The 22,345-nt window shown below is 66.6% G+C and carries 26 protein-coding genes; 12 read left to right on the top strand and 14 right to left on the bottom strand.

Translation table 11 applies throughout. The annotated features are described in order from the left end of the window. Positions 1–113 precede the first annotated feature (113 nt). A complete protein-coding gene (gene sthA, locus ACX9NE_RS13435; RefSeq protein WP_459362155.1) occupies positions 114–1,520 on the bottom strand; it encodes a Si-specific NAD(P)(+) transhydrogenase in 1,407 nt (468 codons plus the stop codon). Between the two features lie 112 nt (positions 1,521–1,632). On the opposite strand from sthA, the gene ACX9NE_RS13430 reads away from it, so the two are divergent. Next, a complete protein-coding gene (locus tag ACX9NE_RS13430) occupies positions 1,633–2,688 on the top strand; it encodes a DUF4192 domain-containing protein (RefSeq protein WP_459362061.1) in 1,056 nt (351 codons plus the stop codon). An 11-nt stretch (positions 2,689–2,699) separates the two neighbouring features. Here ACX9NE_RS13430 and ACX9NE_RS13425 read toward each other — a convergent pair whose 3' ends face one another. From ACX9NE_RS13425 to ACX9NE_RS13415, 3 genes are all read right to left on the bottom strand, one after another. Beyond that, on the bottom strand, positions 2,700–3,392 hold the full coding sequence (locus tag ACX9NE_RS13425) for a metal-dependent transcriptional regulator (protein ID WP_459362062.1): 693 nt from the start codon (positions 3,390–3,392) through the stop codon (positions 2,700–2,702). Between the two features lie 149 nt (positions 3,393–3,541). Further along, positions 3,542–4,513: a sigma-70 family RNA polymerase sigma factor SigB gene (gene sigB, locus ACX9NE_RS13420; RefSeq protein WP_459362156.1), complete on the bottom strand. Its 972-nt coding sequence runs from the start codon at positions 4,511–4,513 to the stop codon at positions 3,542–3,544. 147 nt (positions 4,514–4,660) lie between these two features. After that, on the bottom strand, positions 4,661–5,068 hold the full coding sequence (locus ACX9NE_RS13415; protein WP_459362063.1) for a DUF3099 domain-containing protein: 408 nt from the start codon (positions 5,066–5,068) through the stop codon (positions 4,661–4,663). 77 nt (positions 5,069–5,145) lie between these two features. Here ACX9NE_RS13415 and ACX9NE_RS13410 point away from each other — a divergent pair, with 77 nt between their 5' ends. Further along, a complete protein-coding gene (locus ACX9NE_RS13410) occupies positions 5,146–5,385 on the top strand; it encodes a DUF3039 domain-containing protein (RefSeq protein WP_459362064.1) in 240 nt (79 codons plus the stop codon). On the opposite strand, the gene ACX9NE_RS13405 is transcribed toward ACX9NE_RS13410, so the two are convergent. Together ACX9NE_RS13405 and ACX9NE_RS13400 are read right to left on the bottom strand one after the other, a co-directional pair. Then, positions 5,386–6,384 carry a YihY/virulence factor BrkB family protein gene (locus ACX9NE_RS13405; protein WP_459362065.1) on the bottom strand — a complete coding sequence of 333 codons (999 nt, stop codon included), beginning with the start codon at positions 6,382–6,384 and terminating at the stop codon, positions 5,386–5,388. Positions 6,385–6,449: 65 nt separating this feature from the next. Then, positions 6,450–6,635, bottom strand: a complete 186-nt coding sequence (locus ACX9NE_RS13400; protein ID WP_055578419.1) for a DUF7455 domain-containing protein — start codon at positions 6,633–6,635, stop codon at positions 6,450–6,452. Positions 6,636–6,755: 120 nt separating this feature from the next. Here ACX9NE_RS13400 and ACX9NE_RS13395 point away from each other — a divergent pair, with 120 nt between their 5' ends. After that, a complete protein-coding gene (locus tag ACX9NE_RS13395) occupies positions 6,756–7,142 on the top strand; it encodes a DUF952 domain-containing protein (protein WP_459362157.1) in 387 nt (128 codons plus the stop codon). Here ACX9NE_RS13395 and ACX9NE_RS13390 read toward each other — a convergent pair. The 3 genes from ACX9NE_RS13390 to ppgK form a co-directional block, all read right to left on the bottom strand. Continuing rightward, complete coding sequence (locus tag ACX9NE_RS13390) at positions 7,127–7,498, bottom strand: RidA family protein (protein ID WP_459362066.1); 372 nt, start codon at positions 7,496–7,498, stop codon at positions 7,127–7,129. The genes ACX9NE_RS13395 and ACX9NE_RS13390 overlap by 16 nt on opposite strands. Before the next feature lie 164 nt (positions 7,499–7,662). Then, the gene (locus tag ACX9NE_RS13385; RefSeq protein ID WP_459362067.1) at positions 7,663–9,141 is read right to left on the bottom strand and encodes an RNA polymerase sigma factor; all 1,479 of its coding nucleotides are present in this window, start codon (positions 9,139–9,141) and stop codon (positions 7,663–7,665) included. Between the two features lie 176 nt (positions 9,142–9,317). Beyond that, positions 9,318–10,106 carry a polyphosphate--glucose phosphotransferase gene (gene ppgK, locus ACX9NE_RS13380; protein WP_459362068.1) on the bottom strand — a complete coding sequence of 263 codons (789 nt, stop codon included), beginning with the start codon at positions 10,104–10,106 and terminating at the stop codon, positions 9,318–9,320. Between the two features lie 116 nt (positions 10,107–10,222). Here ppgK and ACX9NE_RS13375 point away from each other — a divergent pair, with 116 nt between their 5' ends. Next, a complete protein-coding gene (locus ACX9NE_RS13375; RefSeq protein ID WP_459362069.1) occupies positions 10,223–11,095 on the top strand; it encodes an inositol monophosphatase family protein in 873 nt (290 codons plus the stop codon). Positions 11,096–11,099: 4 nt separating this feature from the next. Here ACX9NE_RS13375 and cei read toward each other — a convergent pair whose 3' ends face one another. After that, positions 11,100–11,753: an envelope integrity protein Cei gene (gene cei, locus ACX9NE_RS13370; RefSeq protein WP_459362070.1), complete on the bottom strand. Its 654-nt coding sequence runs from the start codon at positions 11,751–11,753 to the stop codon at positions 11,100–11,102. Between the two features lie 190 nt (positions 11,754–11,943). Between cei and ACX9NE_RS13365 the strand changes: the two genes are divergently transcribed. Then, positions 11,944–12,246 (top strand): DUF4193 domain-containing protein, encoded by a 303-nt coding sequence (locus tag ACX9NE_RS13365; RefSeq protein ID WP_003919098.1) that lies wholly within the window; start codon positions 11,944–11,946, stop codon positions 12,244–12,246. Between the two features lie 9 nt (positions 12,247–12,255). Here the strand turns inward: ACX9NE_RS13365 and ACX9NE_RS13360 are convergent, their stop codons facing one another. Continuing rightward, positions 12,256–12,732, bottom strand: a complete 477-nt coding sequence (locus ACX9NE_RS13360; RefSeq protein ID WP_459362071.1) for a DUF3093 domain-containing protein — start codon at positions 12,730–12,732, stop codon at positions 12,256–12,258. Positions 12,733–12,757: 25 nt separating this feature from the next. On the opposite strand from ACX9NE_RS13360, the gene dut reads away from it, so the two are divergent. Both dut and ACX9NE_RS13350 read left to right on the top strand, forming a co-directional pair. Then, the gene (gene dut / locus ACX9NE_RS13355) at positions 12,758–13,222 is read left to right on the top strand and encodes a dUTP diphosphatase (RefSeq protein WP_459362072.1); all 465 of its coding nucleotides are present in this window, start codon (positions 12,758–12,760) and stop codon (positions 13,220–13,222) included. A 47-nt stretch (positions 13,223–13,269) separates the two neighbouring features. Next, positions 13,270–14,025: a DUF3710 domain-containing protein gene (locus ACX9NE_RS13350; RefSeq protein ID WP_459362073.1), complete on the top strand. Its 756-nt coding sequence runs from the start codon at positions 13,270–13,272 to the stop codon at positions 14,023–14,025. Here the strand turns inward: ACX9NE_RS13350 and ACX9NE_RS13345 are convergent. Then, a complete protein-coding gene (locus tag ACX9NE_RS13345; RefSeq protein WP_459362074.1) occupies positions 14,022–14,729 on the bottom strand; it encodes an alpha/beta hydrolase in 708 nt (235 codons plus the stop codon). The genes ACX9NE_RS13350 and ACX9NE_RS13345 overlap by 4 nt on opposite strands. Before the next feature lie 155 nt (positions 14,730–14,884). On the opposite strand from ACX9NE_RS13345, the gene ACX9NE_RS13340 reads away from it, so the two are divergent. Both ACX9NE_RS13340 and ACX9NE_RS13335 read left to right on the top strand, forming a co-directional pair. After that, positions 14,885–15,253: an OB-fold nucleic acid binding domain-containing protein gene (locus ACX9NE_RS13340; RefSeq protein WP_459362075.1), complete on the top strand. Its 369-nt coding sequence runs from the start codon at positions 14,885–14,887 to the stop codon at positions 15,251–15,253. Positions 15,254–15,293: 40 nt separating this feature from the next. Beyond that, positions 15,294–15,956, top strand: a complete 663-nt coding sequence (locus tag ACX9NE_RS13335) for a DUF3159 domain-containing protein (RefSeq protein ID WP_459362076.1) — start codon at positions 15,294–15,296, stop codon at positions 15,954–15,956. A 5-nt stretch (positions 15,957–15,961) separates the two neighbouring features. Here the strand turns inward: ACX9NE_RS13335 and ACX9NE_RS13330 are convergent, their stop codons facing one another. Continuing rightward, positions 15,962–16,624, bottom strand: coding sequence for a potassium channel family protein (locus tag ACX9NE_RS13330; protein ID WP_459362077.1), 663 nt, complete (start codon positions 16,622–16,624; stop codon positions 15,962–15,964). 85 nt (positions 16,625–16,709) lie between these two features. Continuing rightward, complete coding sequence (locus ACX9NE_RS13325) at positions 16,710–17,381, bottom strand: potassium channel family protein (protein ID WP_459362078.1); 672 nt, start codon at positions 17,379–17,381, stop codon at positions 16,710–16,712. A gap of 149 nt (positions 17,382–17,530) precedes the next feature. On the opposite strand from ACX9NE_RS13325, the gene ACX9NE_RS13320 reads away from it, so the two are divergent. The 3 genes from ACX9NE_RS13320 to ACX9NE_RS13310 all read left to right on the top strand — a co-directional run bounded on the left by ACX9NE_RS13320 (position 17,531) and on the right by ACX9NE_RS13310 (position 22,289). Beyond that, a complete protein-coding gene (locus ACX9NE_RS13320) occupies positions 17,531–19,528 on the top strand; it encodes an APC family permease (protein ID WP_459362079.1) in 1,998 nt (665 codons plus the stop codon). Continuing rightward, positions 19,525–20,721, top strand: coding sequence for a class I SAM-dependent RNA methyltransferase (locus ACX9NE_RS13315; RefSeq protein ID WP_459362080.1), 1,197 nt, complete (start codon positions 19,525–19,527; stop codon positions 20,719–20,721). The genes ACX9NE_RS13320 and ACX9NE_RS13315 overlap by 4 nt, the downstream gene beginning before the upstream one ends. A gap of 104 nt (positions 20,722–20,825) precedes the next feature. Then, on the top strand, positions 20,826–22,289 hold the full coding sequence (locus tag ACX9NE_RS13310; RefSeq protein ID WP_459362081.1) for a cation:proton antiporter domain-containing protein: 1,464 nt from the start codon (positions 20,826–20,828) through the stop codon (positions 22,287–22,289). Positions 22,290–22,345: the final 56 nt, after the last annotated feature.

Here is a 22,345-nt window from a genome sequence, read left to right as displayed (position 1 = left end):
CACGGGCAACACCGGTGGCGACCCGCTGCGCCCGGCTGCGCCGCGCTTGCGATCGCCACGGGCAACACCGGTGGCGACCCGCTGCGCCCGGCTGCGCCGCGCTGCGATCGCCATTAACGACGGAACTGGTTCAGCGCGCGCATCTTGTTGGTCACATCCAGCGCGGCGACCTTGTACGCCTCGGAGAACGTCGGGTAGTTGAACACCGCGTCAACCAGGTAGTCGACCGTGCCGCCACATCCCATCACCGCCTGCCCGATGTGCACCATCTCGGTGGCGCTGGTGCCGAAGATGTGGGCACCGAGCAGGGTTCGGTCGGTGGTGGAGACCAGCAGCTTGAGCATGCCGTAGGAGTCGCCGGCGATTTGACCGCGAGCAAGTTCGCGATACCGGCACACGCCCACCTCGTAGGGGACCGAATCCTTGGTCAACTCCACCTCGGTCTTCCCGACGTAGGACACCTCGGGAATCGAGTAGATCCCGATCGGTTGCAGTGCGGTGATGCCGTCGGTCGGCTCGCCGAATGCGTGATACGCGGCCAAGCGGCCCTGGTCCATCGAGGTCGCGGCCAAGGCCGGGAAACCGATGACGTCGCCGACAGCGTAGATGTGCTCGACCTTGGTCTGGAATTGATCGTCGACGAAAATCCTTCCGCGATGGTCGGTCTCGAGGCCGGCGTTCTCCAGACCCAGGTGCTCGGTCTGGCCTTCCCGGCCCGCGGAGTACATCACCGTCTCGGCGGGAATCTGCTTTCCGCTGGCCAGCGTGGTGACGGTTCCCGCCGAGCCCACGTCGACCGCCGTCACTTCCTCGCCGAACCGGAAGGTGACCGCGAGGTCGCGCAGGTGGAACTTGAGCGCCTCGACGATCTCCGGGTCGCAGAAGTCGAGCATGGTGTCGCGCTTCTCCACGACGGTGACCTTGGTGCCCAGCGCGGCGAACATCGACGCGTACTCGATGCCGATGACCCCGGCGCCGACCACCACCATCGATGCCGGCAGCGACCGCAGGTCCAGGATGCCGTCGGAGTCCAGTACCCGGCTCTCGTCGAATTCGATGCCGGACGGGCGCACCGGCTTGGTGCCGGTGGCGATCACGATGTAGTCGCCGCTGACCGTGACCCGCTCGCCCTGGGCATCCTCCTCCACGAGCACGGTGTGCGGGTCGATGAAGCGGCCATGCCCCAGCACCAGGTCGATCCGGTTTCGCATCAACTGTGAGCGCACCACGTCGACTTGCTTGCCGATCACGTGCTGCGTTCGCGCCAGCAGGTCGGCGGGGGTGATCTTGTCTTTCACCCGGTAGCTCGTGCCGTAGAGTTCGCGCTGGCTCATCCCGGTCAGGTAGACAACCGCCTCGCGCAAGGTCTTCGACGGGATGGTGCCGGTGTTGACGCAGACGCCGCCGACCATGCGCCCACGCTCGACGATTGCGACCGACTTGCCCAGCTTGGCCGCCGCGATGGCAGCCTTCTGGCCGCCGGGCCCCGACCCGATAACGACCAAGTCGTACTCGCGCATTGAAGTCATGAGTAGACGATAAAGCCCACAGTGGCGACTTTCTCCACAAGCGGGCGCCTGAATCACGTTGCGCGAGCACGAGGTGACGGTGCCTGTCGTCAGCGTTGACGCCATGACGACGCATGAACCTGCCTTCGACCTGAAACGCCCCGGCACCCTGATCGCCGCGCTACCGGCCATCCTGGGCTTCGTCCCGGAGAAATCGCTGGTGTTGGTGACGCTGGAAGACGGCGGCCTGGGCTCGGTGTTGCGTGCCGACCTTTCCGACCAACTCGCCGATCGGGTAACTGAACTCGCCGAACTGGCCGCAGCGGCAGATCCGGACGCAGCGATCGTGGTGATCGTCGACGAAGAAGGCGCCCGGTGTCCGGGGTGCAACGAGGGGTACCGGCAGCTTTGCGACGCGATCACCGAGGCACTGCATCGGTTCGGCGTCGAGCACTACGCGGCGCACGTGGTCGACCGGATCACCGCCGGCGGGCGATGGCACTGCGTCGACGGCTGCGGTGCGGGCGGTGAGATGGACGATCCGTCGGCGTCGCCGCTGGCGGCAGCAGCGGTGCTGGACGGCCGGCGGCTGTACTCGCGGCGTGCCGACCTGCAGGCGGTGATCGCTGCGGACCTGGTGCGCAGTTCGGCGTTGACCGGAGTTGTCGAGCACGCGGCCACCCTGCGCGAGATCGCCCGTCAGGCCGATCCCGCGGCCTGCAAGCGGCGCGATGTGGAGAACGCGATGGCGGCCGCCGCGCGGGTGATCAACGGGCAGCCGTTGTCTGATGCCGAGCTGGCCGAACTGGGCTGTGCGCTGAGCGACCCGCACGTGCGCGACACGCTGTACGCGCTCGCGGTGGGGGAGGACGCCGGCGCGGCCGAGTCACTGTGGGCGGTGCTGGCGCGCCTGCTCCCGCAGCCGTGGCGGGTGGAGGCTCTGGTGTTGTTGGCCTTCAGCGCATACGCGCGCGGCGACGGGCCGCTGGCCGGTATTTCGCTGGACGCCGCGCTGCGCTGCGATCCGCACCACCGAATGGCTTCGATGCTGGACCAGGCACTGCAATCGGGTATGCGGCCCAAGGATATTCGCGAACTGGCGGACACCGGCTATCGGCTTGCCATGCAGCTGGGGGTGAGGTTGCCGCCGCGACAACCGTTCGGCCGGCGCGCGGGTTAGGTGCCGGCGGGTCAGACCTTCTCGACCTTGACCGCGTGCGCCATCTCGTGTGGCAGGGTGACGTTCTCATGGCCCGGGATGAGGATGGTCACCCCGCCGCTCTTCCCGGTTTCGACGGTGACCCGCGCGTTGGGTACCACACCGGCGTCCTTGAGCCGCGTGATCAGGTCGATGTCGCCCTGCACGTGCTCGGTGAGCTGACGGACGACGACGGCGACCGGCGATCCGGGCGGCAGTTCGGTCAGCCGGACCAGGTTCGCCTCGTCGGATCCGGAGTCCGGGCCCACGCCTAGGTCCAGCAGACCCGGAATCGGGTTGCCGAACGGGGACGTCGTCGGGTTGTTGAGTACCTTGACCAGCCGGCGCTCGACATCCTCGCTCATCACGTGTTCCCACCGGCACGCCTCGGCATGGACTTCTTCCCAGGGCAAGCCGATGACGTCGACCAGGAGGCGTTCGGCGAGGCGGTGCTTGCGCATCACCGAAATGGCCAGGGCCCGGCCCTTGTCGGTGAGTTCGAGGTGGCGGTCGCCCGCGACACGGAGTAATCCGTCCCTTTCCATCCGGGAGACGGTCTGGCTGACGGTGGGTCCACTCTGCTCGAGACGCTCGGCAATCCGGGCACGCAGCGGCGTTACGCCCTCTTCCTCGAGGTCGTAGATGGTCCGCAGGTACATCTCGGTGGTATCAACCAGGTCGTTCATTCAGCATCCTCCGTTGCCGCCGAGTCTACTTCGCCAGCCGCGCGAGTGGCTCGTCTAAAACGCCCCACGGCAGCAGTATGCCCGCCGCGCCACAGGGCGCGGCGGGCACACCGTCTCCCACAAGCTTGCCGAACGGGCCGGCGCTGACCTCAGCTGGCGTAGGACCGCAGTCGGTCTGCCCGCTCGCCGTGTCGCAACTTGCACATCACGTCTCGCTCGATCTGGCGGACTCGCTCCCGGGACAGGCCGAACAGCTTGCCGATCTGGTCCAGGGTGCGCGGCTGACCGTCGTCCAGACCGAAGCGCAGCCGGATCACCTGGTGTTCTCGTTCGTCGAGAGTGGCGAGCACACTGCGGATGTCGGTGTGCAGCAGTTCGGCGATCACCGCGTTCTCCGCGGACATCGCTTCGGCGTCTTCGATGAAGTCGCCCAGTGGCGCCTCTTCCTCGGAGCCGACCGGCATGTCCAGGCTCACCGGGTCGCGGCTGTGCTCCAGCAGGTCGTTGATCTTCTCGATCGGGATGCCGGATTCGGCGGCGAGTTCCTCGTCGGTGGCCTCCCGGCCCAGGGTCTGGTGCATCTCCCGCTTGATCCGCGCCAGCTTGTTCACCTGCTCGACGAGATGAACGGGTAGCCGGATGGTGCGGCTCTGGTCGGCCATGCCGCGGGTGATGGCCTGCCGGATCCACCAGGTGGCATAGGTGGAGAACTTGAATCCCTTTGCGTAGTCGAACTTTTCCATCGCGCGGATGAGACCCAGGTTGCCTTCCTGAATCAGGTCCAGCAGCGGCATACCACGGCCGGTGTAACGCTTGGCCAGCGACACGACCAGTCGCAGGTTCGCTTCCAGAAGGTGCCGACGGGCGGCCTCGCCATCGCGGACCACCGCGGCCAGATCACGTTTGCGGTTGTCTCCCAGGCGTTTCCGTGTTTCCAGGAGATGCTCGGCGTATAAGCCGGCCTCGATGCGCTTGGCCAACTCGACCTCGTCGGCGGCGTTGAGCAACGCCGTCTTCCCGATGCCGTTCAGATACACGCGCACCAAGTCTGCAGCTGGGCTTTGAGCATCCAAGTCGCCGTCAACCCGGCTTGTGGTGGCCCGTGTAGTGAGTTCGGCCATTACGCCCTCCCGATCGGCTTGTCTTGTCATGTGGTTAACGAGAAGCCCGGCGAATGAGTTCCCACGCCGCCGCCATCTCACACCCTGTGACGTGCAGAAATACGGCCCCGACCTGAGAATGTCCTGAGAAGGTGCGCGAGGGGACGGCTAGTCGGAACCGTCCGGGTCGATCGTCTGGGCGTCCGGCCGCGGCGCAAAGTGTCGCCGTTGCTCGAGCGCCGGACGCTCGGCCGTGGGGAACAACGGGGTGCGCTGTCGAGTGTGCTCGAAGCGTCGTGGCTCGTCGGCGCTGCGCGGCGGTCGATCGTTGGCGATCAGAACGGCTATCCACGGCAACGGAATCGAAGCTGCCACGATCAGCAACGAGATGAGACCGTTGTGCCAGGCTCCGTAAGCGAGGGCCGCCAGCAAAAGTGCCGGGATGCGAAACGCCATGATGGTCAGGTACTTACGCACGCGCGCCCGATGCTGTACCTCATAGGAGGGTGCGGCCGCAGTGATCAGCACCGGCCGGCCCTCCTGGTCGAACCCATCGAACTCGGGGCCGCGCTTCATACGTCCACTGTGTCACACCTGGACAGATTGCGGTTCCCCCGGTGTCAGACGGCTGCTCAGGAGGCACAATGTGAGGGATGGACACCCAGACGATCGAGCGCACCGACGTCCGCGAACGCACCGACGACGGGACCGGCAGCGACACTCCGAAGTACTTCCACTACGTCAAGAAGGACAAGATCGCCGAGAGTGCGGTCATGGGTAGTCACGTCGTCGCGTTGTGCGGCGAGGTATTTCCCGTCACTCGCGCCGCCAAGCCCGGCTCGCCGGTGTGCCCCGACTGCAAGCAGATCTACGAGCGGCTCAAAAAAGGTTGATCAGGTTTTCGGTTCCACCGGGTCAGCGATCGGTTCGGTCGCCGCGGCGTCGGAGTGGGGTAGTGCCGGCTCGGATGCGCCCGACAGCGCGGCACTACGACGAACGATCCAGTTGCGCAGCCGGTGCGCGTGCGTGGCCGGCGCCGGCCACTCCTCTTGGATGGCGGCATTGAGTTCGGCGCCGATCATGACCGAGAAGCCACCGAAGAACGCGAACAGCAAGAACGCGATGGGCGTGGCCAGCGCGCCGTAGGTGTAGCCAGTGCTGCCGATCCAACGCAGGTAGATGCGCAGGCCCAGGGTGGCGACCAGGAACACCACCGCGGCCAGCACGGTGCCGGGGATCAGCCGGTGTGTGGGCAGCGGTACCGGCAGGGCCACGCGGTAGAGCACGGTGACGCCGGCCATCAGGCCGAGGATCAGCGCCGGGTAGTAGCCGTAGTGCAGCAGATTCTGCAGGCCCACCGGGATGTGTTCGCTCACCTTGCGCGGTCCCACCACGGCCACCGGCGCGGTGATCACCACGAAGGTCAGCATCACGATGTACAGAAACAGCGCGAAAAACCGCTGCCGCACCGGATGGCGCAGCGGAGTCTGATCGTGGGCCTCCACCACCGCGTCGACGAAAGACGAGATGGCAGAGGAGCCTGCCCACAGCGAGATGAGGAAACCCACCGACACCACTTCGCCGCCCGCGGTGGTGGTGATGTCGCGGATAGAGGGTTCGATGATCTCGTTCACCACGTTGGGAGAGAAAAAGTTGCGGGCCGAGGACAACGTGCTCTTGATGATGGCGTGTAACGTGTCGGCCCCGAACAGCGGAGCCACCCAGGCCAGCGTGCCCAGGATTCCCAGCAGCAGTGGCGGGGTCGAAAGGCAGGTCCAAAAACCGGCTTCCGCCGATTCGGAGAAAATTGAATCGTCCCAAGCCTTGGACAGCGTCCTTCGGCTGATTTGCCAAATGTGGTGGCGGGACGGTTTGGAGACCTGGTTGTTCATACCCGTCCAGCATTGCCGATCAAACCTCGCACCGACAGCATTGAGCCGGGCGAGTTTTGCGGCAATTACTGGCCGCTGACCTCCAGCACCGCCGCCAGCTCGGCCAACTTGGCTTCGTGCTTGTTGGCGTGGTGCTGGCAGAAGAGGAGCTCAGCGCCCGAGGGCAGCTTGGCACGTACCCGGGCCGCAGCGCCGCAGCGATCGCAGCGGTCTGCACGAGTTAGCTCGGGACTGGTCAGAGTTGCGTTCATGGCTCCTCCGTTCTGGCGATAATTTCACTCTGTCAGACGTTCGGAGTTTTCGCCTTGTTCCCCGACCGTTATCAGGTGTGTCGTTTCTCACGCATATTTGCCCGCAATTGGGGGAGGTTAATCACCGTGGTGCCAACTGCCGAATTCTTGGTGCGTTTGTGCTCTGAGCAGGAGTGGGCGTCGGCCCGGGAGCTGGGCTGGATAGCTCCCGAGTCCGACGGGTCGGGCGGGCAGGCATTCGTCCATCTCTCGACGCTCGAGCAGGTGCATCTGCCGGCGAACCGCCTCTACCGCGGCCGCACGGACATGGTGCTGCTGTATGTCGACCCGTCGTCCGTCGACGCGCCTGTCCGATGGGAGCCAGGTGTGCCGACCGACCCGGAGTCGATGCTGTTTCCGCATCTGTACGGTCCACTGCCGGTAGCCGCCGTGATGAAGTGGGAGGCGTACTTGCCGGGGGCCGATGGCAGCTTTGCGGCCTGCCCATCCAATCAGGGCCCGAGGTAAGCATCCGCCTCGATCTCCACCAGCAGCTCCGGTGCGATCAACGCCGACACCTCGACCATGGTGGCCACCGGACGGATATCGCCGAAGACCTCAGCATGCACGTCACCGACCTCGCGCCACCGGGAGATGTCGGTCACGTAGATGCGGGTGCGGATGACGTCGGCCAGCACCGCCCCGGCCTGCCCGAGCGCAATCTCGATGCGGCGCAGGGCATCTCGCGTCTGAGCGGCGATGTCGTCGCCGCTGCCGGTGGTGCCGGCCACGGCAACGACCGGTCCGAGGCGTACCGCTCTGGAATATCCGACGATCGATTCGAACTCGGAATTCGACGGAACGTTCTGGCGGCTCGCTGACATGGCGTCACAGTACGAGGGGTTTACGGGTTTACCCGCACCGCATCTGCTGGTAGCTGTGCTTGGGTGCGCAGCAACCTGCCTCTGGTGTGCTCCGTGGTCGCCCACGCGGTCTTGGGTTGCTTTGGCACACGGCACACCTGCGCACTGTCACTCCACGACGAGGTTCAGTCCAGGTAGTCGCGCAGCACCTGCGAGCGGCTGGGGTGGCGCAGCTTGGACATCGTCTTGGATTCGATCTGGCGGATGCGCTCCCGGGTCACCCCGTATACCTGGCCGATCTCGTCCAGGGTCCGCGGCTGGCCGTCGGTGAGTCCGAAGCGCAGCCGCACCACGCCGGCCTCGCGCTCTGACAGCGTGTCCAGCACCGACTGCAACTGATCTTGCAACAGGGTGAACGACACGGCGTCGACCGCGACGACAGCCTCGCTGTCTTCGATGAAGTCACCGAGCTGGCTGTCGCCCTCGTCGCCGATGGTCTGATCCAGCGAGATGGGCTCGCGGGCGTACTGCTGGATCTCGAGCACCTTCTCCGGCGTGATGTCCATTTCCTTGGCGAGTTCCTCAGGGGTGGGCTCGCGGCCCAGATCCTGCAGCAGCTCGCGCTGGATGCGGCCCAGCTTGTTGATGACCTCGACCATGTGCACCGGGATACGGATGGTGCGGGCCTGATCGGCCATGGCGCGGGTGATGGCCTGGCGGATCCACCACGTCGCGTAGGTGGAGAACTTGTAGCCCTTGGTGTAGTCGAACTTCTCCACCGCGCGGATCAGACCGAGGTTGCCCTCCTGGATGAGGTCCAGGAACGCCATGCCGCGGCCGGTGTAGCGCTTGGCCAGCGACACCACCAGCCGCAAATTCGCTTCCAGCAGATGGTTTTTCGCGCGGTCGCCGTCCCGGCAGATCCACATCATGTCGCGGCGCTGGGCGGCGGGCAGCTTCTCGCCCCGATCGTTGAGCTCCATCATCAGCTGCGTCGCGTAGAGGCCGGCTTCGATGCGCTTGGCCAGCTCGACTTCTTCCTCGGCGTTGAGCAGCGCCACCTTGCCGATCTGCTTGAGATAGGCACGGACCGAGTCGGCGGATGCGGTGAGTTCGGCGTCCTTGCGGGCCTGACGCAGCGCCTCGGATTCGTCTTCGTCCCAGACGAAATCGCCGGAGGCCTTGTCTTTTTCGGACGGTTCGGCGATCTCCTCGTCTTCCTCGACGGGGGCGGCGGTGACCACCGCCGGCGTCACGGCCTCGGCCTCCTCGGGATCGTCGGCGTCACCCGGGTCGAGTTCCCCGGCGTCCGGGGCCACCTCGACTTCCAGTTCGTCGAGGCTCAGATCGGCGGCGTCGATCTCCAGATCGTCACCAGGCTCCACGTCGATGTCGGCGTCGAGCTCCTCAGCGCCCTCGATGGTGACGTCGGCGTCGAGCAGCACGTCGGCGTCCTGCAGCTTGGCTGCCGGTGCCTTTGCGGCGGCCTTGGCCCGGGTCTTCTTGGGTGCCGCACCTTCGGATGCCGGCTCTGCGGTTTTCGCGGCCCGCTTTGCCGGAGCGGAGCTGCCGGCGGCCTTGGCCGCCGTGCGCTTGGCGGGGGACTTCGCGGCGGTGCGCTTCACCGGCTCATCGGTTGACGCACTTGCCTTGGTCGCTGCCACATACACCCCTTCGGTCGGACGCACTTCCGGTGGGTCTGGGCATGGTTGACCGAAAGTGTCTGCTATGTCGAATGTCGGCGTTTGATATCAGCGTGGTATCGCTCGCTATCGGTTTGGGCGGCCGCCGACGACCATTGTAACTTCACCGCGCCCTTGTACCGGCCGAGCGGACAAATTCAGTGCGTCACGTCGCCGGTCGATGCCATGGCGGCCCCGACGATACCGGCCGCGTTCCGCAGGGCGGCGGGCACCACGGGCGTGCGGTTTTCCAGCAAGTGCACCCACTTGTCGGCCTTGCGGCTGATCCCGCCGCCGGCGATGAACAGATCGGGCCAGATCGCGTTTTCGATGGCGACCAGCACTCTGGTCACCTGTTTCGCCCACTTCTCGTAGCTCCAGTGTTCGCGTTCCTTGACCGATGACGCGGCTCGTTCCTCGGCTTCCATACCGCCGACTTCGAGGTGGCCGAACTCGGTGTTGGGAATCAGCTTGCCGTTGTGGATGAGCGCCGAGCCGATGCCGGTGCCGAAGGTCAGCAGCACAACCAAACCCTCGTGCCCTTTGCCGGCGCCGTAGCGTTCCTCGGCCAGCCCCGCCGCGTCGGCGTCATTCAGGATCGTCACGTCCCGACCTCCGAGTTCGGCGCTGATGATGTCGCGAGCGTTGGTGCCGATCCAGGACTTGTCCACATTGGCCGCCGTGTGCACGATGCCGTGGCTGACCACACCGGGATAGGTGACCCCGAGCGGGCCGGTCCAGCCGAAACCGTTGACGACTTCGGCGATGGTCTTGGCGACCGCGTCCGGGGTGGCCGGCTGCGGCGTCAGCAGTTTGATTCGGTCGCCGATCAACTGTCCGGTGTCCAGATCCACGATGGCGCCCTTGATGCCACTACCGCCGACGTCTATGCCGAATCCGCGGCGCTGCGGCATACCGGTGTCGGTCCCAGAGACGGTGCTGGTCATCGAAATCTCCTCGGCGAGACTTGGTGGTTCGCCCACCTTATAGCGCCCCGGCACGGCAAACGGGGTGAGGCGGGCTGCATCCGCCGCCGAGTCGGCGGCTGTGGTGCGATAGACCGGTGACTCGACTCGACAAACCTCTCGCTGAGCCCGCGCGGCTGCGTGAGGTGGCCGTCACGGTCGCCACCGAGGCGGCGGCGTTCGTGCGACGCCGGCGCGCTGAGGTCTTCGGTCGCGGCGCCGAACCCGCGACCGGTTCCGACGCGGTTCGCGCCAAGACCACCCCGACCGATCCGGTGACGGTGGTCGACACCGAAACCGAGCAACTACTGCGGGAACGCTTGGCCGAACTTCGCCCCGGTGACCCGATACTCGGTGAGGAAGGCGGCGCGGATCCCGCGGGCGATGCCTGGGGAACGGTCACGTGGGTGCTCGATCCCATCGACGGGACGGTGAATTTCGTCTACGGCATCCCTGCCTACGCGGTATCGGTCGGCGCACAAATTGACGGCGTATCGGTGGCGGGCGCGGTGGCCGACGTCGTTGCCGGCCGGGTGTATTCCGCCGCGAAAGGCCTGGGGGCGCACGTCAGCGACGGGCACGGTAGGCAGGAACTGCGCTGCACTGACGTGGCCGAGCTCTCGATGGCGTTGCTGGGAACCGGGTTCGGGTATTCACCGGACCGCCGGGTTCGTCAGGCCGAGTTGGTGGCCCAGCTGCTGCCCGTGGTGCGCGACGTGCGGCGCATCGGCTCGGCGGCCCTAGACCTGTGCATGGTCGCAGCCGGCCGACTGGATGCGTACTACGAGCATGGTCTGCAGGTGTGGGATTGCGCCGCCGGCGCTCTGATCGCTGCGGAGGCGGGGGCGCGGGTCATCCTGCCGCCGCCGGATGCGGACGGGGCAGGCCTGGTCGTCGCCGCAGCCCCCGGCATCGCCGATTCGCTGCTGACGGCCCTGGGGCGGGCGGGTGCGCTGGATCCGATCCAGTGACCTGTCAGCAGCTGTTGGCGTGAATCTTGGCCAGCAGTGCGTGATCTGCCGGCTCGGTGGCCCCGGGCCGCAGGGTGGCCAGTACGGCGTCGATGTCGTCATTGTGGGCCAGTGAGCTGAACTCGGTGCCTAGTGCGAGATCCACCGAGTCGTCACCGCGACTGTCATGGAAGAGTTCGGTGCACGGCGCAACCAGCCACAGCGCCGCGGCGGTGGCTTGCCCCGCTGTCCCGAATCGGATCTGACCCTGGCAGTTCAGGCGTGTGCCGGCATAGACCGGGTCGTTGGCGGAAGTGGGCTGCGCGAAGCCCAGATCCTGTAGGGCACCGGCGATGTCGCCGGCCTGGCCGCCTCGGCCGCTGGCGTTGAGAACGCGGACCTTGGTGTCGCTGAGTTTGGCGGGGGTGACGTCGATCATCTCCGTCCGCGACACCTGCTCGCCGAGCTTGGCGGCCGGCGCGTCCCCGTTCGCCTGCGGCGGTGGGTTGCACACCGCCGCCTCGCGGACGTCCCCCGGTCGGGTGAGCGCCACGGTCCACACCACGCCGGTCACCACCACGAGGAAGATGACGACGATGATGGCGGGGCGGGGATTACGCCGCCGGAAGGGCCGTCCGTGCTTGTCGAAGGCGGTACCCTCGGTGATGTGTGCGACCACACCTGCACTGTAATCGCTACGTAAGCGCACGGTTTAAGGCCAAGTGCAGGGGCTAATCCAACGGTGTGACGCAAATCACAGTCAATTCGTCCGCAATACGGGCACGAATCATTTGGTGCACGCGTTCGACGCTGGTACAAAGCGTTCCTTGAGCTTATGAGGGCCCTGAGGGGATAAGGACGGGGAAAAGATGCCTACCGACTACGACGCTCCGCGGCGTACCGAGACCGACGATGTCTCGGAGGATTCGCTGGAGGAGCTCAAAGCGCGACGGAACGAGGCGGCGTCAGCCGTGGTTGACGTCGACGAATCCGAGTCCGCCGAGTCTTTCGAACTACCTGGTGCCGACCTTTCGGGTGAAGAACTGTCGGTGCGCGTGATTCCGAAGCAGGCCGACGAATTCACCTGCTCCAGTTGCTTTCTGGTCCAACACCGCAGCCGGCTGGCCAGCGAGAAGAACGGCGTGATGATCTGTACCGATTGCGCGGCCTGAGGACCGCACTCAGCTTCTCAGTGCTGACAGCACCCGATCGGGGTGACGGCAGCTCACCATCCAGTACGGGGTCGGATCGTCGGGATCGTCGAGGACCAGCAGCACCATCGGGCCGACCCAAGCCCGGTGCAGGACGTAGGCCGCCGGGTCGAGTTGGCGGCCCAGCGCCGCCGACTTGGCGCTGCGCACGACCTCCGCGGACCGGGAGACCACGGTGACCGGCAGATGGGCTTGCCCTGCCCACAGCTCGACGCCGCCGTCGTCGGCGGTGACTCGTATCTCGACGCGGCCCAGCCAGAGCAGCACTCCTGTGGCGACGGCGAACAGCACCGCGTACGGCAACCAGTCGGGCAGCGACCGAATGCCCAGGTTGACTTCGAACGCGATGATCGCCGCGAGCAGGAATCCCAGCGGCCACCACCACCAGGGCACCCACAGCCGCTCGCGATATCGCAAACTTTGCGGCGCGACGCGCGTATCGGACACGCGGTCAAGGGTAGTCTGTGCCCCCGTGTCGACCAGTCTGGCCGTAGTCCGTCTCGACCCCGGGCTTCCGATGCCCAGCCGCGCTCACCACGGTGACGCCGGTGTTGATCTGTTCAGCGCCGAAGACGTCGAGCTGGCGCCGGGTCACCGGGCTCTGGTGCGCACCGGCATCGCGGTAGCCATCCCGCTCGGCATGGTCGGGTTGGTACATCCGCGTTCTGGACTGGCGTCCCGTGTCGGGCTGTCGATCGTCAACAGTCCCGGCACCATCGATGCGGGATATCGTGGCGAAATCAAGGTCGCGCTGATCAACCTCGACCCCACCACCGCGATTGTGGTGCATCGCGGCGACCGCATCGCCCAGTTGCTGGTGCAGCGGGTCGAGCTGGTCGAGCTGGTGGAGGTCTCGTCGTTCGACGAGGCCGGTCTGGCCGAAACGTCCCGTGGCGACGGGGGCCACGGCTCCTCCGGCGGACATGCGAGTTTGTGATGACCCTCGGACGACCCAGAGCGAAGCGATGAAAAGGAGCGGCGCTGATGCCAGCATTCGGTAGGCGCACACGCAAGAACGACAGCGCTTCGGACGACCAGGCGTCCGCGCCGGTCGACCCGCCCGTCGAGGACGCCGGCGACAGCGAGGAGTCGCTCGAGGGGCCGTTCGACATCGAGGACTTCGACGATCCCGCGGCCGCCGAGGTGGCCCGGCTTGACCTGGGTTCGGTGTTGATTCCGATGCCGGCGGCAGGGCAGGTTCAGGTGGAGTTGACCGAGACCGGGGTGCCCAGTGCAGTCTGGGTGGTCACGCCGAACGGGCGTTACACCATCGCCGCCTATGCGGCTCCCAAGACCGCCGGTCTGTGGCGCGAGGTGGCCGGCGAGCTGGCGGATTCGTTGCGCAAGGACTCCGCGAAAGTGTCGATCAAGGACGGGCCGTGGGGACGCGAAGTGGTCGGCACCGCCGCCGGTGCAGTGCGCTTCATCGGAGTAGACGGCTACCGATGGATGATCCGGTGTGTGGTCAACGGGCCGCACGAGACCATCGACGCCCTGACCGACGAGGCGCGGGAAGCGTTGGCGGACACCGTCGTTCGGCGTGGCGATACGCCGCTGCCGGTGCGCACGCCGCTGCCGGTGCAGCTGCCCGAGCCGATGGCCCAGCAGCTACGCGAGGCGGCCGCTCAGCAGGCTGCCGGACAGGCCGAATCGCAACCCCCCTCCGGTGAGCCGGCCGCGCGTCGTGGCGCCGAGGGATCGGCGATGCAGCAGCTGCGCAGCACCTCAACCGGCGGCTAACGTTCGCCGGCTTCGGCGAGCGCGGCCAGGCAGGCCGCTCCCAGGGCGTCCGGCTGCGCACCCATTTCGTCCAGGGTCACCGTGCGTAGCGCTGCCCTGGGTGCAGCGGTCACCCAGTCGACGCCGACCTGCAACGGGTGGATCGGGTCGTCGACCGCGGCCACCACGCCCATCGGCGGCACCAGGCGCACCAGCTCCGAGCAACTCGGCGCGACGTAGGACGCCGCGTCTTCCATCGCGTCCGGTAGCTGCGGCCACTGGGCACGCCACGACCGCGCCAGTTCGTCGGCGAGCCACCGTGGGCTCGAGGCCCGCATCTGCGCCGTCGTTTCTTCCAGACCGTCGCGGCGCAACTGCGACGCCGTGTAGTGCGCGGCCAGCGCTGCGGGTGCCGAGCCGGGGTCCCCGATCCAGGGGGGCAGGGCGGCCAGCACGGCGACGGTGTGCTCCGGACGGGCCAGCGCCCACGCGGCAGCCACCGCGGCACCGATCGACACACCGCCGACCGCGATCGGGCCGCAGCGCGCTGCCTCGTCAAGCGCCGCAACGTATCCCGCGATGAGCTGACGGGGTTGCGGGGCCGGTGTGATCAACACCGCACCGGTTGCCTGCAACGGAGCCGAAAAGGCCCGGTCAACGTAATTTTCGTCGGACCCGGTACCCGGCAGCAACACCGTTGTGACACCGCGCAGATCGAAGATCACGATTTCCATAGTGCCTGGTACCCGGCGCCGCCCGGAATCAGTAGTTTCGTCTGTATGGCATCGGGGAACCAAGAGGTCTACGGTGACCGTTGGCATGGTGGAATGCTGCTTTAGAACATAGCTTTCTCAACGACGTCGAAGTGTCAGGAGTGGCCATGGGGGCCCAAGGGTATCTACGCCGGCTCACCCGTCGGTTGACGGAAGACCCGGAGCAACGCGACGTCGAAGAACTCTCCGACGAAGTCCTCAATACGGGCGCGCAGCGCGCCATCGACTGTCAGCGCGGCCAGGAGGTCACGATGGTGGGCACGCTGCGCAGCGTCGAGACGAACGGTAAGGGGTGCTCGGGAGGCGTCCGCGCGGAGTTGTTCGACGGCAGTGACACCGTCACGCTGGTGTGGTTGGGACAGCGGCGTATCCCCGGCATCGAGTCCGGACGCACCCTGCGGGTGCGGGGCCGGATGGGCAAGATGGAAAACGGCGCCAAAGCCATTTACAACCCGCACTACGAAATTCAGCGGTGACGATTTCCGGATTCTGGCAACCGAGGCACGTCGAATACCCGTGAGCGCTAACCGTTTCAGCTCCGACCGCCTGCTGGCGCAAGCCGGTGGAGTGAGCGGCCTCGTCTACTCGTCGTTGCCCGTGGTGACGTTCGTGATCGCCTCCAGCATCGCCGGGTTGCTGTCGGCGATCGGCGCCGCGGTCGCGGCGGCGACGCTGGTGCTGCTGTGGCGGCTGGTCCGCCGAGACTCCGTGCAGCCGGCGGTTTCCGGATTCTTCGGGGTGGCGGTCTGCGCGCTCATCGCCTACCTGGTCGGACAGTCCAAAGGATATTTCCTGCTGGGCATCTGGATGTCTTTGTTCTGGGCGGTGATCTTCGGGCTGTCGATTCTGATCCGCCGTCCGGTGGTCGGCTACCTGTGGACTTGGGCCAGTGGCCGCGACAACGGCTGGCGCGACGTGCCGCGGGCGGTCTACGCATTCGACCTCGCGACGCTGTGCTGGACGCTGGTATTCGTGGCGCGCTTCGGCGTCCAGGGCCACCTCTACGAGCTCGGCAAGACCGGGTGGCTGGGTGTGACCCGGATCGCCATGGGCTGGCCCCTGACCGCGCTGGCGGCACTGGTGACCTACTGGGCGATCAAAGCCGTACTGCGGGCAGTTCCGGCCGTGGAGCACGCGGTGACCGCCGAGATCGACGGAGATGCCGCCGCGACCGGCTGACGACGTCAGGTGCTCGGCAGCAGCAGGCTGCGCAGTTCTTCCTCCGCCTCGGTGACCGCGACGAACAACAACTCGTCGCCGCCTTCGAGTGGTTCGTCGCCCTCCGGGACGATCACCCGCGGTCCGCGCAGGATAGTCACCAGCGAGACATTGCGCGGCAGCTGCAATTTTCGCACCGGCTTGCCGCCCCACGGCGTGTCATCGGGCAGGGTGATCTCGACCAGATTGGCCTGGCCTTTGCGGAATTCCATCAGCCGCACCAGGTCACCCACGGCGACGGCTTCCTCGATCAGCGACGCCAGCATGCGCGGGGTGGACACCGCCACGTCGACCCCCCACGCGTCGGTGAACAGCCATTCGTTGCGTGGGTCGTTGACCCGGGCCACCACCCGCGGCACCGCGAATTCGGTCTTGGCGAGCAGGCTGAGCACCACATTCACCTTGTCGTCACCGGTGGCGGCCACGACCACATCGAAATCCTCGAGGTGCATCTTCTCGAGCAGGCTGAGCTCGCAGGCGTCGCCGAGCAGCCAGTGGGCGGCGGGGATCGCATCGGTGTCGAGATGGTCGGCGTTGCGCTCGATCAGCGTGACGTCGTGCTTGTTGGCGACGAGTTCACGGGTGACCGAGCGCCCGACCGCCCCGGCCCCGGCAACAGCTACCTTCATCTGCGCCACTCTCCCCCGCAAGCGGGTGGTACCCCCACAACCCCGGCTTGGAAACAGGGCAAGTCGACGTTCGCTTTTCCGCGCTTCATTTGTCCAGGTCCTCGCTCGGCGGCAGGGCGGCAATGGCCACGGCTTCGGCGGCGCGGCCCGAAATGGCGGCAACGTAGACCTGGTCGCCCGCCTGCAGCACGGTCTTGGGTTCGGGCAGGATGCCCGTTCCAAAGCGGATCAGGAACGCCACGCGGGCGCCGGTGGCCTGTTCCAGGTCGGTGGCGCGGCGGCCGACCCAGTCCTCGTGCAGCACCACCTGAGCGACCGCGACGGTGCCGGTGGGATCTCGCCATTTGGCGGTCTCGGTCTCCTGGGTGAGGGCGTTCAGCAGGCGATCGGTGGTCCACGGCACGGTGGCGATCGTCGGAATGCCCAGCCGTTCGTAGACTTCCGCGCGCTTGGCGTCGTAAATCCGCGCCACCACCCGGCGCACCCCGAACGTCTCCCGGGCAAGGCGCGCCGAGATGATGTTCGAGTTGTCGCCGGAGGACACCGCGGCGAACGCGTCGGCCCCTTCGATGCCCGCCCGCAGCAGTACGTCGCGGTCGAAACCCTGGCCGAGCACCCGGTCGCCGTCGAACTCGGGGCTGAGCCGGTTGAATGCGGCGCTGTCGCGATCGATGACCGCCACGTCATGGCCGATTCGCGACAGCCCGTCTGCCAGCGAGGAACCGACCCGGCCGCAGCCCATCACAACCACCTTCACTGGGAGGTCCTTTCGGTTGTGTCCTGCGCCTGGCACGGATTGTCGGCAACCTCCGTTGGCGTGCCGATTTCGGTCGCGGCGATCCTCCTGCGGGAGTCTCGCCAAGGGAACGCTACCGCCAAACCCGCGTGGGCTTACTCTTGGCTCTCGTGTCCAAACTTTCAACCGCTGCACGCCGCTTGCTTATCGGGCGGCCGTTTCGCAGCGACCGGCTGGCCCACACGCTACTGCCCAAGCGGATCGCTCTGCCGGTGTTCGCCTCAGACGCGTTGTCGTCGGTGGCCTATGCCCCCGAAGAGATCTTCCTCATGCTGTCGATCGGCGGTCTGGCGGCCTATGCGCTCGCGCCGTGGATCGGGCTCGCGGTGGCCGCGGTCATGTTGGTGGTCGTCGCCAGCTACCGGCAGAACGTGCACGCCTACCCCTCCGGCGGCGGTGACTACGAGGTGGTCACCACCAATCTCGGTCCCAACGCCGGGCTGACGGTCGCCAGCGCCCTGATGGTGGATTACGTTCTCACGGTTGCCGTCTCCACCGCGTCGGCGATGTCGAACATCGGCTCGGCGGTGCCGATCGTGGCCCACCACAAAGTATCGTTCTGCGTGGGCGCGATCCTGCTGGTGACGGCGATGAATCTGCGCGGGGTCCGCGAATCCGGGTTGGCCTTCGCCATCCCGACCTACGGTTTCATCATCGGCGTCACCGGCATGATCGGCTGGGGCCTGTTCCGGATCTTCGTGCTGGGAAACCCGCTGAAAGCTGAGTCCGCCGGATTCCAGATGCACTCCGAACACGGAACAATCCTCGGCTTCGCGCTGGTGTTCCTGATGGCGCGGGCGTTCTCTTCGGGTTGTGCGGCGCTGACTGGTGTCGAGGCCATCAGCAACGGCGTACCCGCCTTCGAAAAGCCCAAGTCGAAGAACGCGGCCACCACGCTGCTGATGCTGGGCGCCATCGCGGTCACCCTGCTGATGGGCATCATCGTGCTGGCCAAGAAGATCGGAGTGCAGCTGGTCAGCGACCCGGCCACGCAGCTGGCCGGAGCGCCGGCCGGCTACTACCAGAAGACTTTGGTCACCCAGCTCGCCGAGACCGTCTTCGGCAACTTCCACATCGGATTCGTACTGATCACCGCGGTGACCGCGCTCATATTGGTGCTGGCCGCCAATACCGCTTTCAATGGGTTCCCGGTGCTCGGTTCGGTGCTGGCACAGCACAGTTACCTGCCTCGCCAGTTCCACACTCGCGGCGACCGACTGGCCTTCTCCAATGGAATCGGGTTTCTCACGGCGTCGGCGCTGTTGGCGATCATCGCGTTTCGCGCCGAGTTGAGTGCCCTGATCCAGCTCTACATCGTCGGGGTGTTCATTTCGTTCACACTGAGTCAGATCGGGATGGTGCGGCACTGGACCAGGCTGCTGCGCACCGAAACCGAACCGGCGGCACGACGGCGAATGCATCGTTCGCGGATCGTCAACACCGTCGGGTTCCTCGCGACCGGCGCCGTGCTGATGGTCGTGATGGTCACCAAGTTCCTGGCCGGCGCGTGGATCGCGATCGTCGCCATGGCGTTGCTGTTCATGCTCATGAAGCTCATTCGCCGCCACTACGACGGCGTCACCCGCGAGTTGGCCGAACAGGCCGCCGAGCACGGCAACGAGATCGTGCTGCCCAGCCGCAATCACGCCATGGTGCTGGTTTCCAAGCTGCACCTGCCCACGTTGCGGGCCCTGGCCTATGCGCGCGCGACCCGGCCCGATGTGCTCGAGGCCGTCACGGTGAGCGTCGACGACGCCGAAACCCGCGAGCTGGTGCACGAGTGGGAAGAAAGCGATATCAGCGTGCCGCTCAAGGTGATTGCTTCCCCCTACCGGGAAATCACCCGCCCAGTACTCGATTACGTCAAACGGGTTAGCAGGGAATCAACGCGCACCGTGGTGACCGTGTTCATTCCGGAGTACGTGGTCGGCCGCTGGTGGGAACAGTTGCTGCACAACCAAAGTGCGCTGCGACTCAAGGGCCGGCTGCTGTTCATGCCGGGTGTGATGGTGACCTCGGTGCCCTGGCAGCTGACGTCCTCGGAGCGGATCAAGGCATTGCAGCCACAATCGGCTCCCGGCGACGCGCGACGGGGCATTTTCGATTGAACGACGAATCCGCTTGCGGGGAGCTGATTCTGGTCACCGAAGCCCCCGCCAACGGGGGCAGTTGCATCGCGCATCATGAGGGCCGGGTGGTATTCGTCCGTTATGCGTTGCCGGGGGAACGGGTCCGGGCGCGCGTGACAGCACAGCGCGGATCGTATTGGCACGCAGAGGTTGTCGAGGTCCTCGAGGAGTCGGCGGACCGCACGGACTCGTTGTGTCCGATTGCCGGCGTGGGCGGCGCCGGATGCTGCGATTTGGCGTTCGTCGTTCCTGCGGCGGCACGTGCCCTCAAGGGGCAGGTGGTGGCCAACCAGCTCGGCCGGCTCGGCGGGCACAGCTGGTCGGGCGAGGCCGAGACGCTGTCGGACGCCGGTTCGACCGGGTGGCGCACCCGTGTCCGGCTCGACGTCGGATCGGACCGCCGCCCCGGCTTCCACCGCTACCACAGCGACGAGTTGGTCACCGATCTGCGCTGCGCTCAGTTGCCAGCCGGGATGTGCGAGGGGCTGGGCGGGCCCGATTGGCCGACTGGTGCCCAGGTGCACGTCGTCGTCGATGACGTGGGTGAACGCCACGTGCTGCGCACGGTGCGGCAGGGTAAGCGCGCGACCTCGACGGTGATCGAGGGCAACTATCATGCGCTGCAACGGGTGGGCGCCCGTTGCTGGCGCGTGCCGGTGACGGCGTTCTGGCAGTCGCACCGCGATGCCGCGCCCGTATACAGCGGGCTGGTCGGCGACTGGGCGCAACCCGGATCCGGCGCGACGGCCTGGGATCTGTACGGCGGTGTGGGGGTGTTCGCGGCGGTACTCGGTGCAGCCGTGGGGGAGTCGGGCCGGGTACTGTCCGTCGACACCTCGCGGGGTGCGACGGGCGCGGCGCGTGCCTCCCTCGCCGACCTGCCGCAGGTCGAGGTCGCCACCGATTCGGTGCGCCGCGTGCTGGCAGCACAGCACACCAGCGCCGATGTCGCCGTACTCGATCCGCCGCGCACGGGTGCCGGTCGCGAGGTGATTGATCTGCTGGCCGCCGCCCGCGTGCCTCGGCTGATTCACATTGGTTGTGAGGCAGCGTCTTTCGCACGTGACATCGGTTTGTACCGGAGTCACGGCTACGCCGTTGAGCGGCTCAGGGTGTTCGATGCCTTCCCGCTGACCCATCACGTGGAGTGTGTCGCCTTGCTGAGCCGTTAGTCCGGGAGTGATGGCGCGACAGGCTAGACTCCGTCGCGGTGTGCCGGGAAGTCTGGTCGGCGATTTCTCTGTCGATCGATCGGACGGCCTGAAAGGCGGCTCCCGTGAACGAGACTGCCCGCTATGCACTGATCGTCCTGTTCTGTAGCGCCGTCGGTTTGATGGCGGTGCTGGCCAACCGGCTCACCGAGCGGGTGAAGGTCCCGGTTGCCTTGTTGGTCCTGGTCGGAGCCGCCCTGGCGGTGCACCTGGTGCCTGTGGTGCAGCCACCGTCGGAGCGGACGGTGGAGCGGGTGCTCACCATCGCGCTGGTACTGGTGCTGTTCGACGGCGGTATGCACATCGGGCCGGCGCGCTTCCGCGCAGCAGCCATCCCGATCCTGTCGGTCGGCGTCGTCGGGACCGGCCTGGTCGCTGCGGGCGCCGCGGTGCTGTTGCACTACGCCTGCGGACTCAGCTGGTATCTGGCGGTTCTGGTGGCAACGGCGGTAGCGCCCACCGATCCGGCCGTTGTCTTCTCAGTCCTGGGAAAACGCGAAATCGCCGGCCGCAGCAGCACGATTCTCGAGGGCGAATCCGGTACCAACGATCCGGTCGGCATCTCGTTGATGGCCGGCCTGGTCGCGGCCGGCGGACTGGGCGCGGCCGGATTTCTCAGTGTGGGAACACAATTCGTGCTGCAAATGGTCATCGGTGCGGTGGTCGGGGCGCTCGGCGGCCGGGCCCTGCTGGTGTTCATGCGCCGGGTGGCCTTGCCGAGTGAAGGCCTCTACGCGCTGCGAACGCTGGCTTCGTGCCTGATGCTGTACGGCTTGGCCACGCTGGCGCACGGCTCGGGGTTTCTGGCGGTGTTCGTCGCCGGAATAGTGATCGGGGATGCGCGCGCGCCCTACAAACCCGAAATCAAGCGGTTTCATGCCGCGCTGAGCGGTCTGGCTGAGATCGTCGCTTTCGCCGTTCTTGGCCTGACCGTCGACCTGCGCGTGCTCGTCCACCCGGACGTGTGGATCCCCGGGCTGGTTCTGGGCGTTGCGACGACACTGCTGATCCGTCCGTTGGCGGTGGGCGCCTGCCTGGTCGGCGTGCGATTGGAGCGCAACGAGCGCGTTTTCATCCTGTACGCAGGCCTCAAGGGCGCGGTGCCGATCCTGCTCGGAGAGTTCCTGCGCGCCGCCCACGTCCCCGAGGCCGAACGTCTGTACGGCATCGTGGTGGTGGTCGTCGTCTTCTCCGTCCTGGTGCAGGGCAGCTCGGTGCCCGGCGTCGCCAAACTGTTGCACCTGCCCATGCGAACGTTGGAAACCCAGCCTTGGGAGATCGGGGTGCGGCTCGCCGACGAACCGCACGGGGTCCATCGCTTCAGCGTCGCCGCCGGGTCCGAGGCCCAGGGGTGCACGGTCGAGGGCCTCGGGGATCGCGTCGGCGACATCTGGGTGAGCATCGTGGTCCGCACCACCGGTCTGGTGCCGGTGCGCGGCGACACCGAACTTCAAGCCGGCGACGAGGTCGTCGTCCTGGCCGATCCCGAACTTCACGACACGCTCGCCGAAATTTTCGGCGACTCGTAGGCTCATCGGTCGCCATCGCATGCGCTGCCGCGCTTGCGGTAGCTGCGTACACTGAC

Source organism: Mycobacterium sp. ML4, from assembly GCF_054515735.1.
The sequence above is the reverse complement of the archived record's forward strand: the minus strand, read 5'-3'. Positions and strand labels throughout refer to the sequence as shown.

Bases quoted from the DNA above. Each gene is read 5' to 3' on its own strand.
- ACX9NE_RS13390 (WP_459362066.1), bottom strand. From the start codon at position 7,498: ATGTCAGCGAGCCGCCAGAACGTTCCGTCGAATTCCGAGTTCGAATCG.
- ppgK (WP_459362068.1), bottom strand. From the start codon at position 10,106: ATGACCAGCACCGTCTCTGGGACCGACACCGGTATGCCGCAGCGCCGC.
- sigB (WP_459362156.1), bottom strand. From the start codon at position 4,513: ATGGCCGAACTCACTACACGGGCCACCACAAGCCGGGTTGACGGCGAC.
- ACX9NE_RS13340 (WP_459362075.1), top strand. From the start codon at position 14,885: ATGGGGGCCCAAGGGTATCTACGCCGGCTCACCCGTCGGTTGACGGAA.
- ACX9NE_RS13430 (WP_459362061.1), top strand. From the start codon at position 1,633: ATGACGACGCATGAACCTGCCTTCGACCTGAAACGCCCCGGCACCCTG.
- ACX9NE_RS13415 (WP_459362063.1), bottom strand. From the start codon at position 5,068: ATGAAGCGCGGCCCCGAGTTCGATGGGTTCGACCAGGAGGGCCGGCCG.
- ACX9NE_RS13425 (WP_459362062.1), bottom strand. From the start codon at position 3,392: ATGAACGACCTGGTTGATACCACCGAGATGTACCTGCGGACCATCTAC.
- ACX9NE_RS13405 (WP_459362065.1), bottom strand. From the start codon at position 6,384: ATGAACAACCAGGTCTCCAAACCGTCCCGCCACCACATTTGGCAAATC.
- sthA (WP_459362155.1), bottom strand. From the start codon at position 1,520: ATGCGCGAGTACGACTTGGTCGTTATCGGGTCGGGGCCCGGCGGCCAG.
- ACX9NE_RS13410 (WP_459362064.1), top strand. From the start codon at position 5,146: ATGGACACCCAGACGATCGAGCGCACCGACGTCCGCGAACGCACCGAC.
- ACX9NE_RS13350 (WP_459362073.1), top strand. From the start codon at position 13,270: ATGCCAGCATTCGGTAGGCGCACACGCAAGAACGACAGCGCTTCGGAC.
- ACX9NE_RS13365 (WP_003919098.1), top strand. From the start codon at position 11,944: ATGCCTACCGACTACGACGCTCCGCGGCGTACCGAGACCGACGATGTC.
- ACX9NE_RS13400 (WP_055578419.1), bottom strand. From the start codon at position 6,635: ATGAACGCAACTCTGACCAGTCCCGAGCTAACTCGTGCAGACCGCTGC.
- ACX9NE_RS13330 (WP_459362077.1), bottom strand. From the start codon at position 16,624: ATGAAGGTAGCTGTTGCCGGGGCCGGGGCGGTCGGGCGCTCGGTCACC.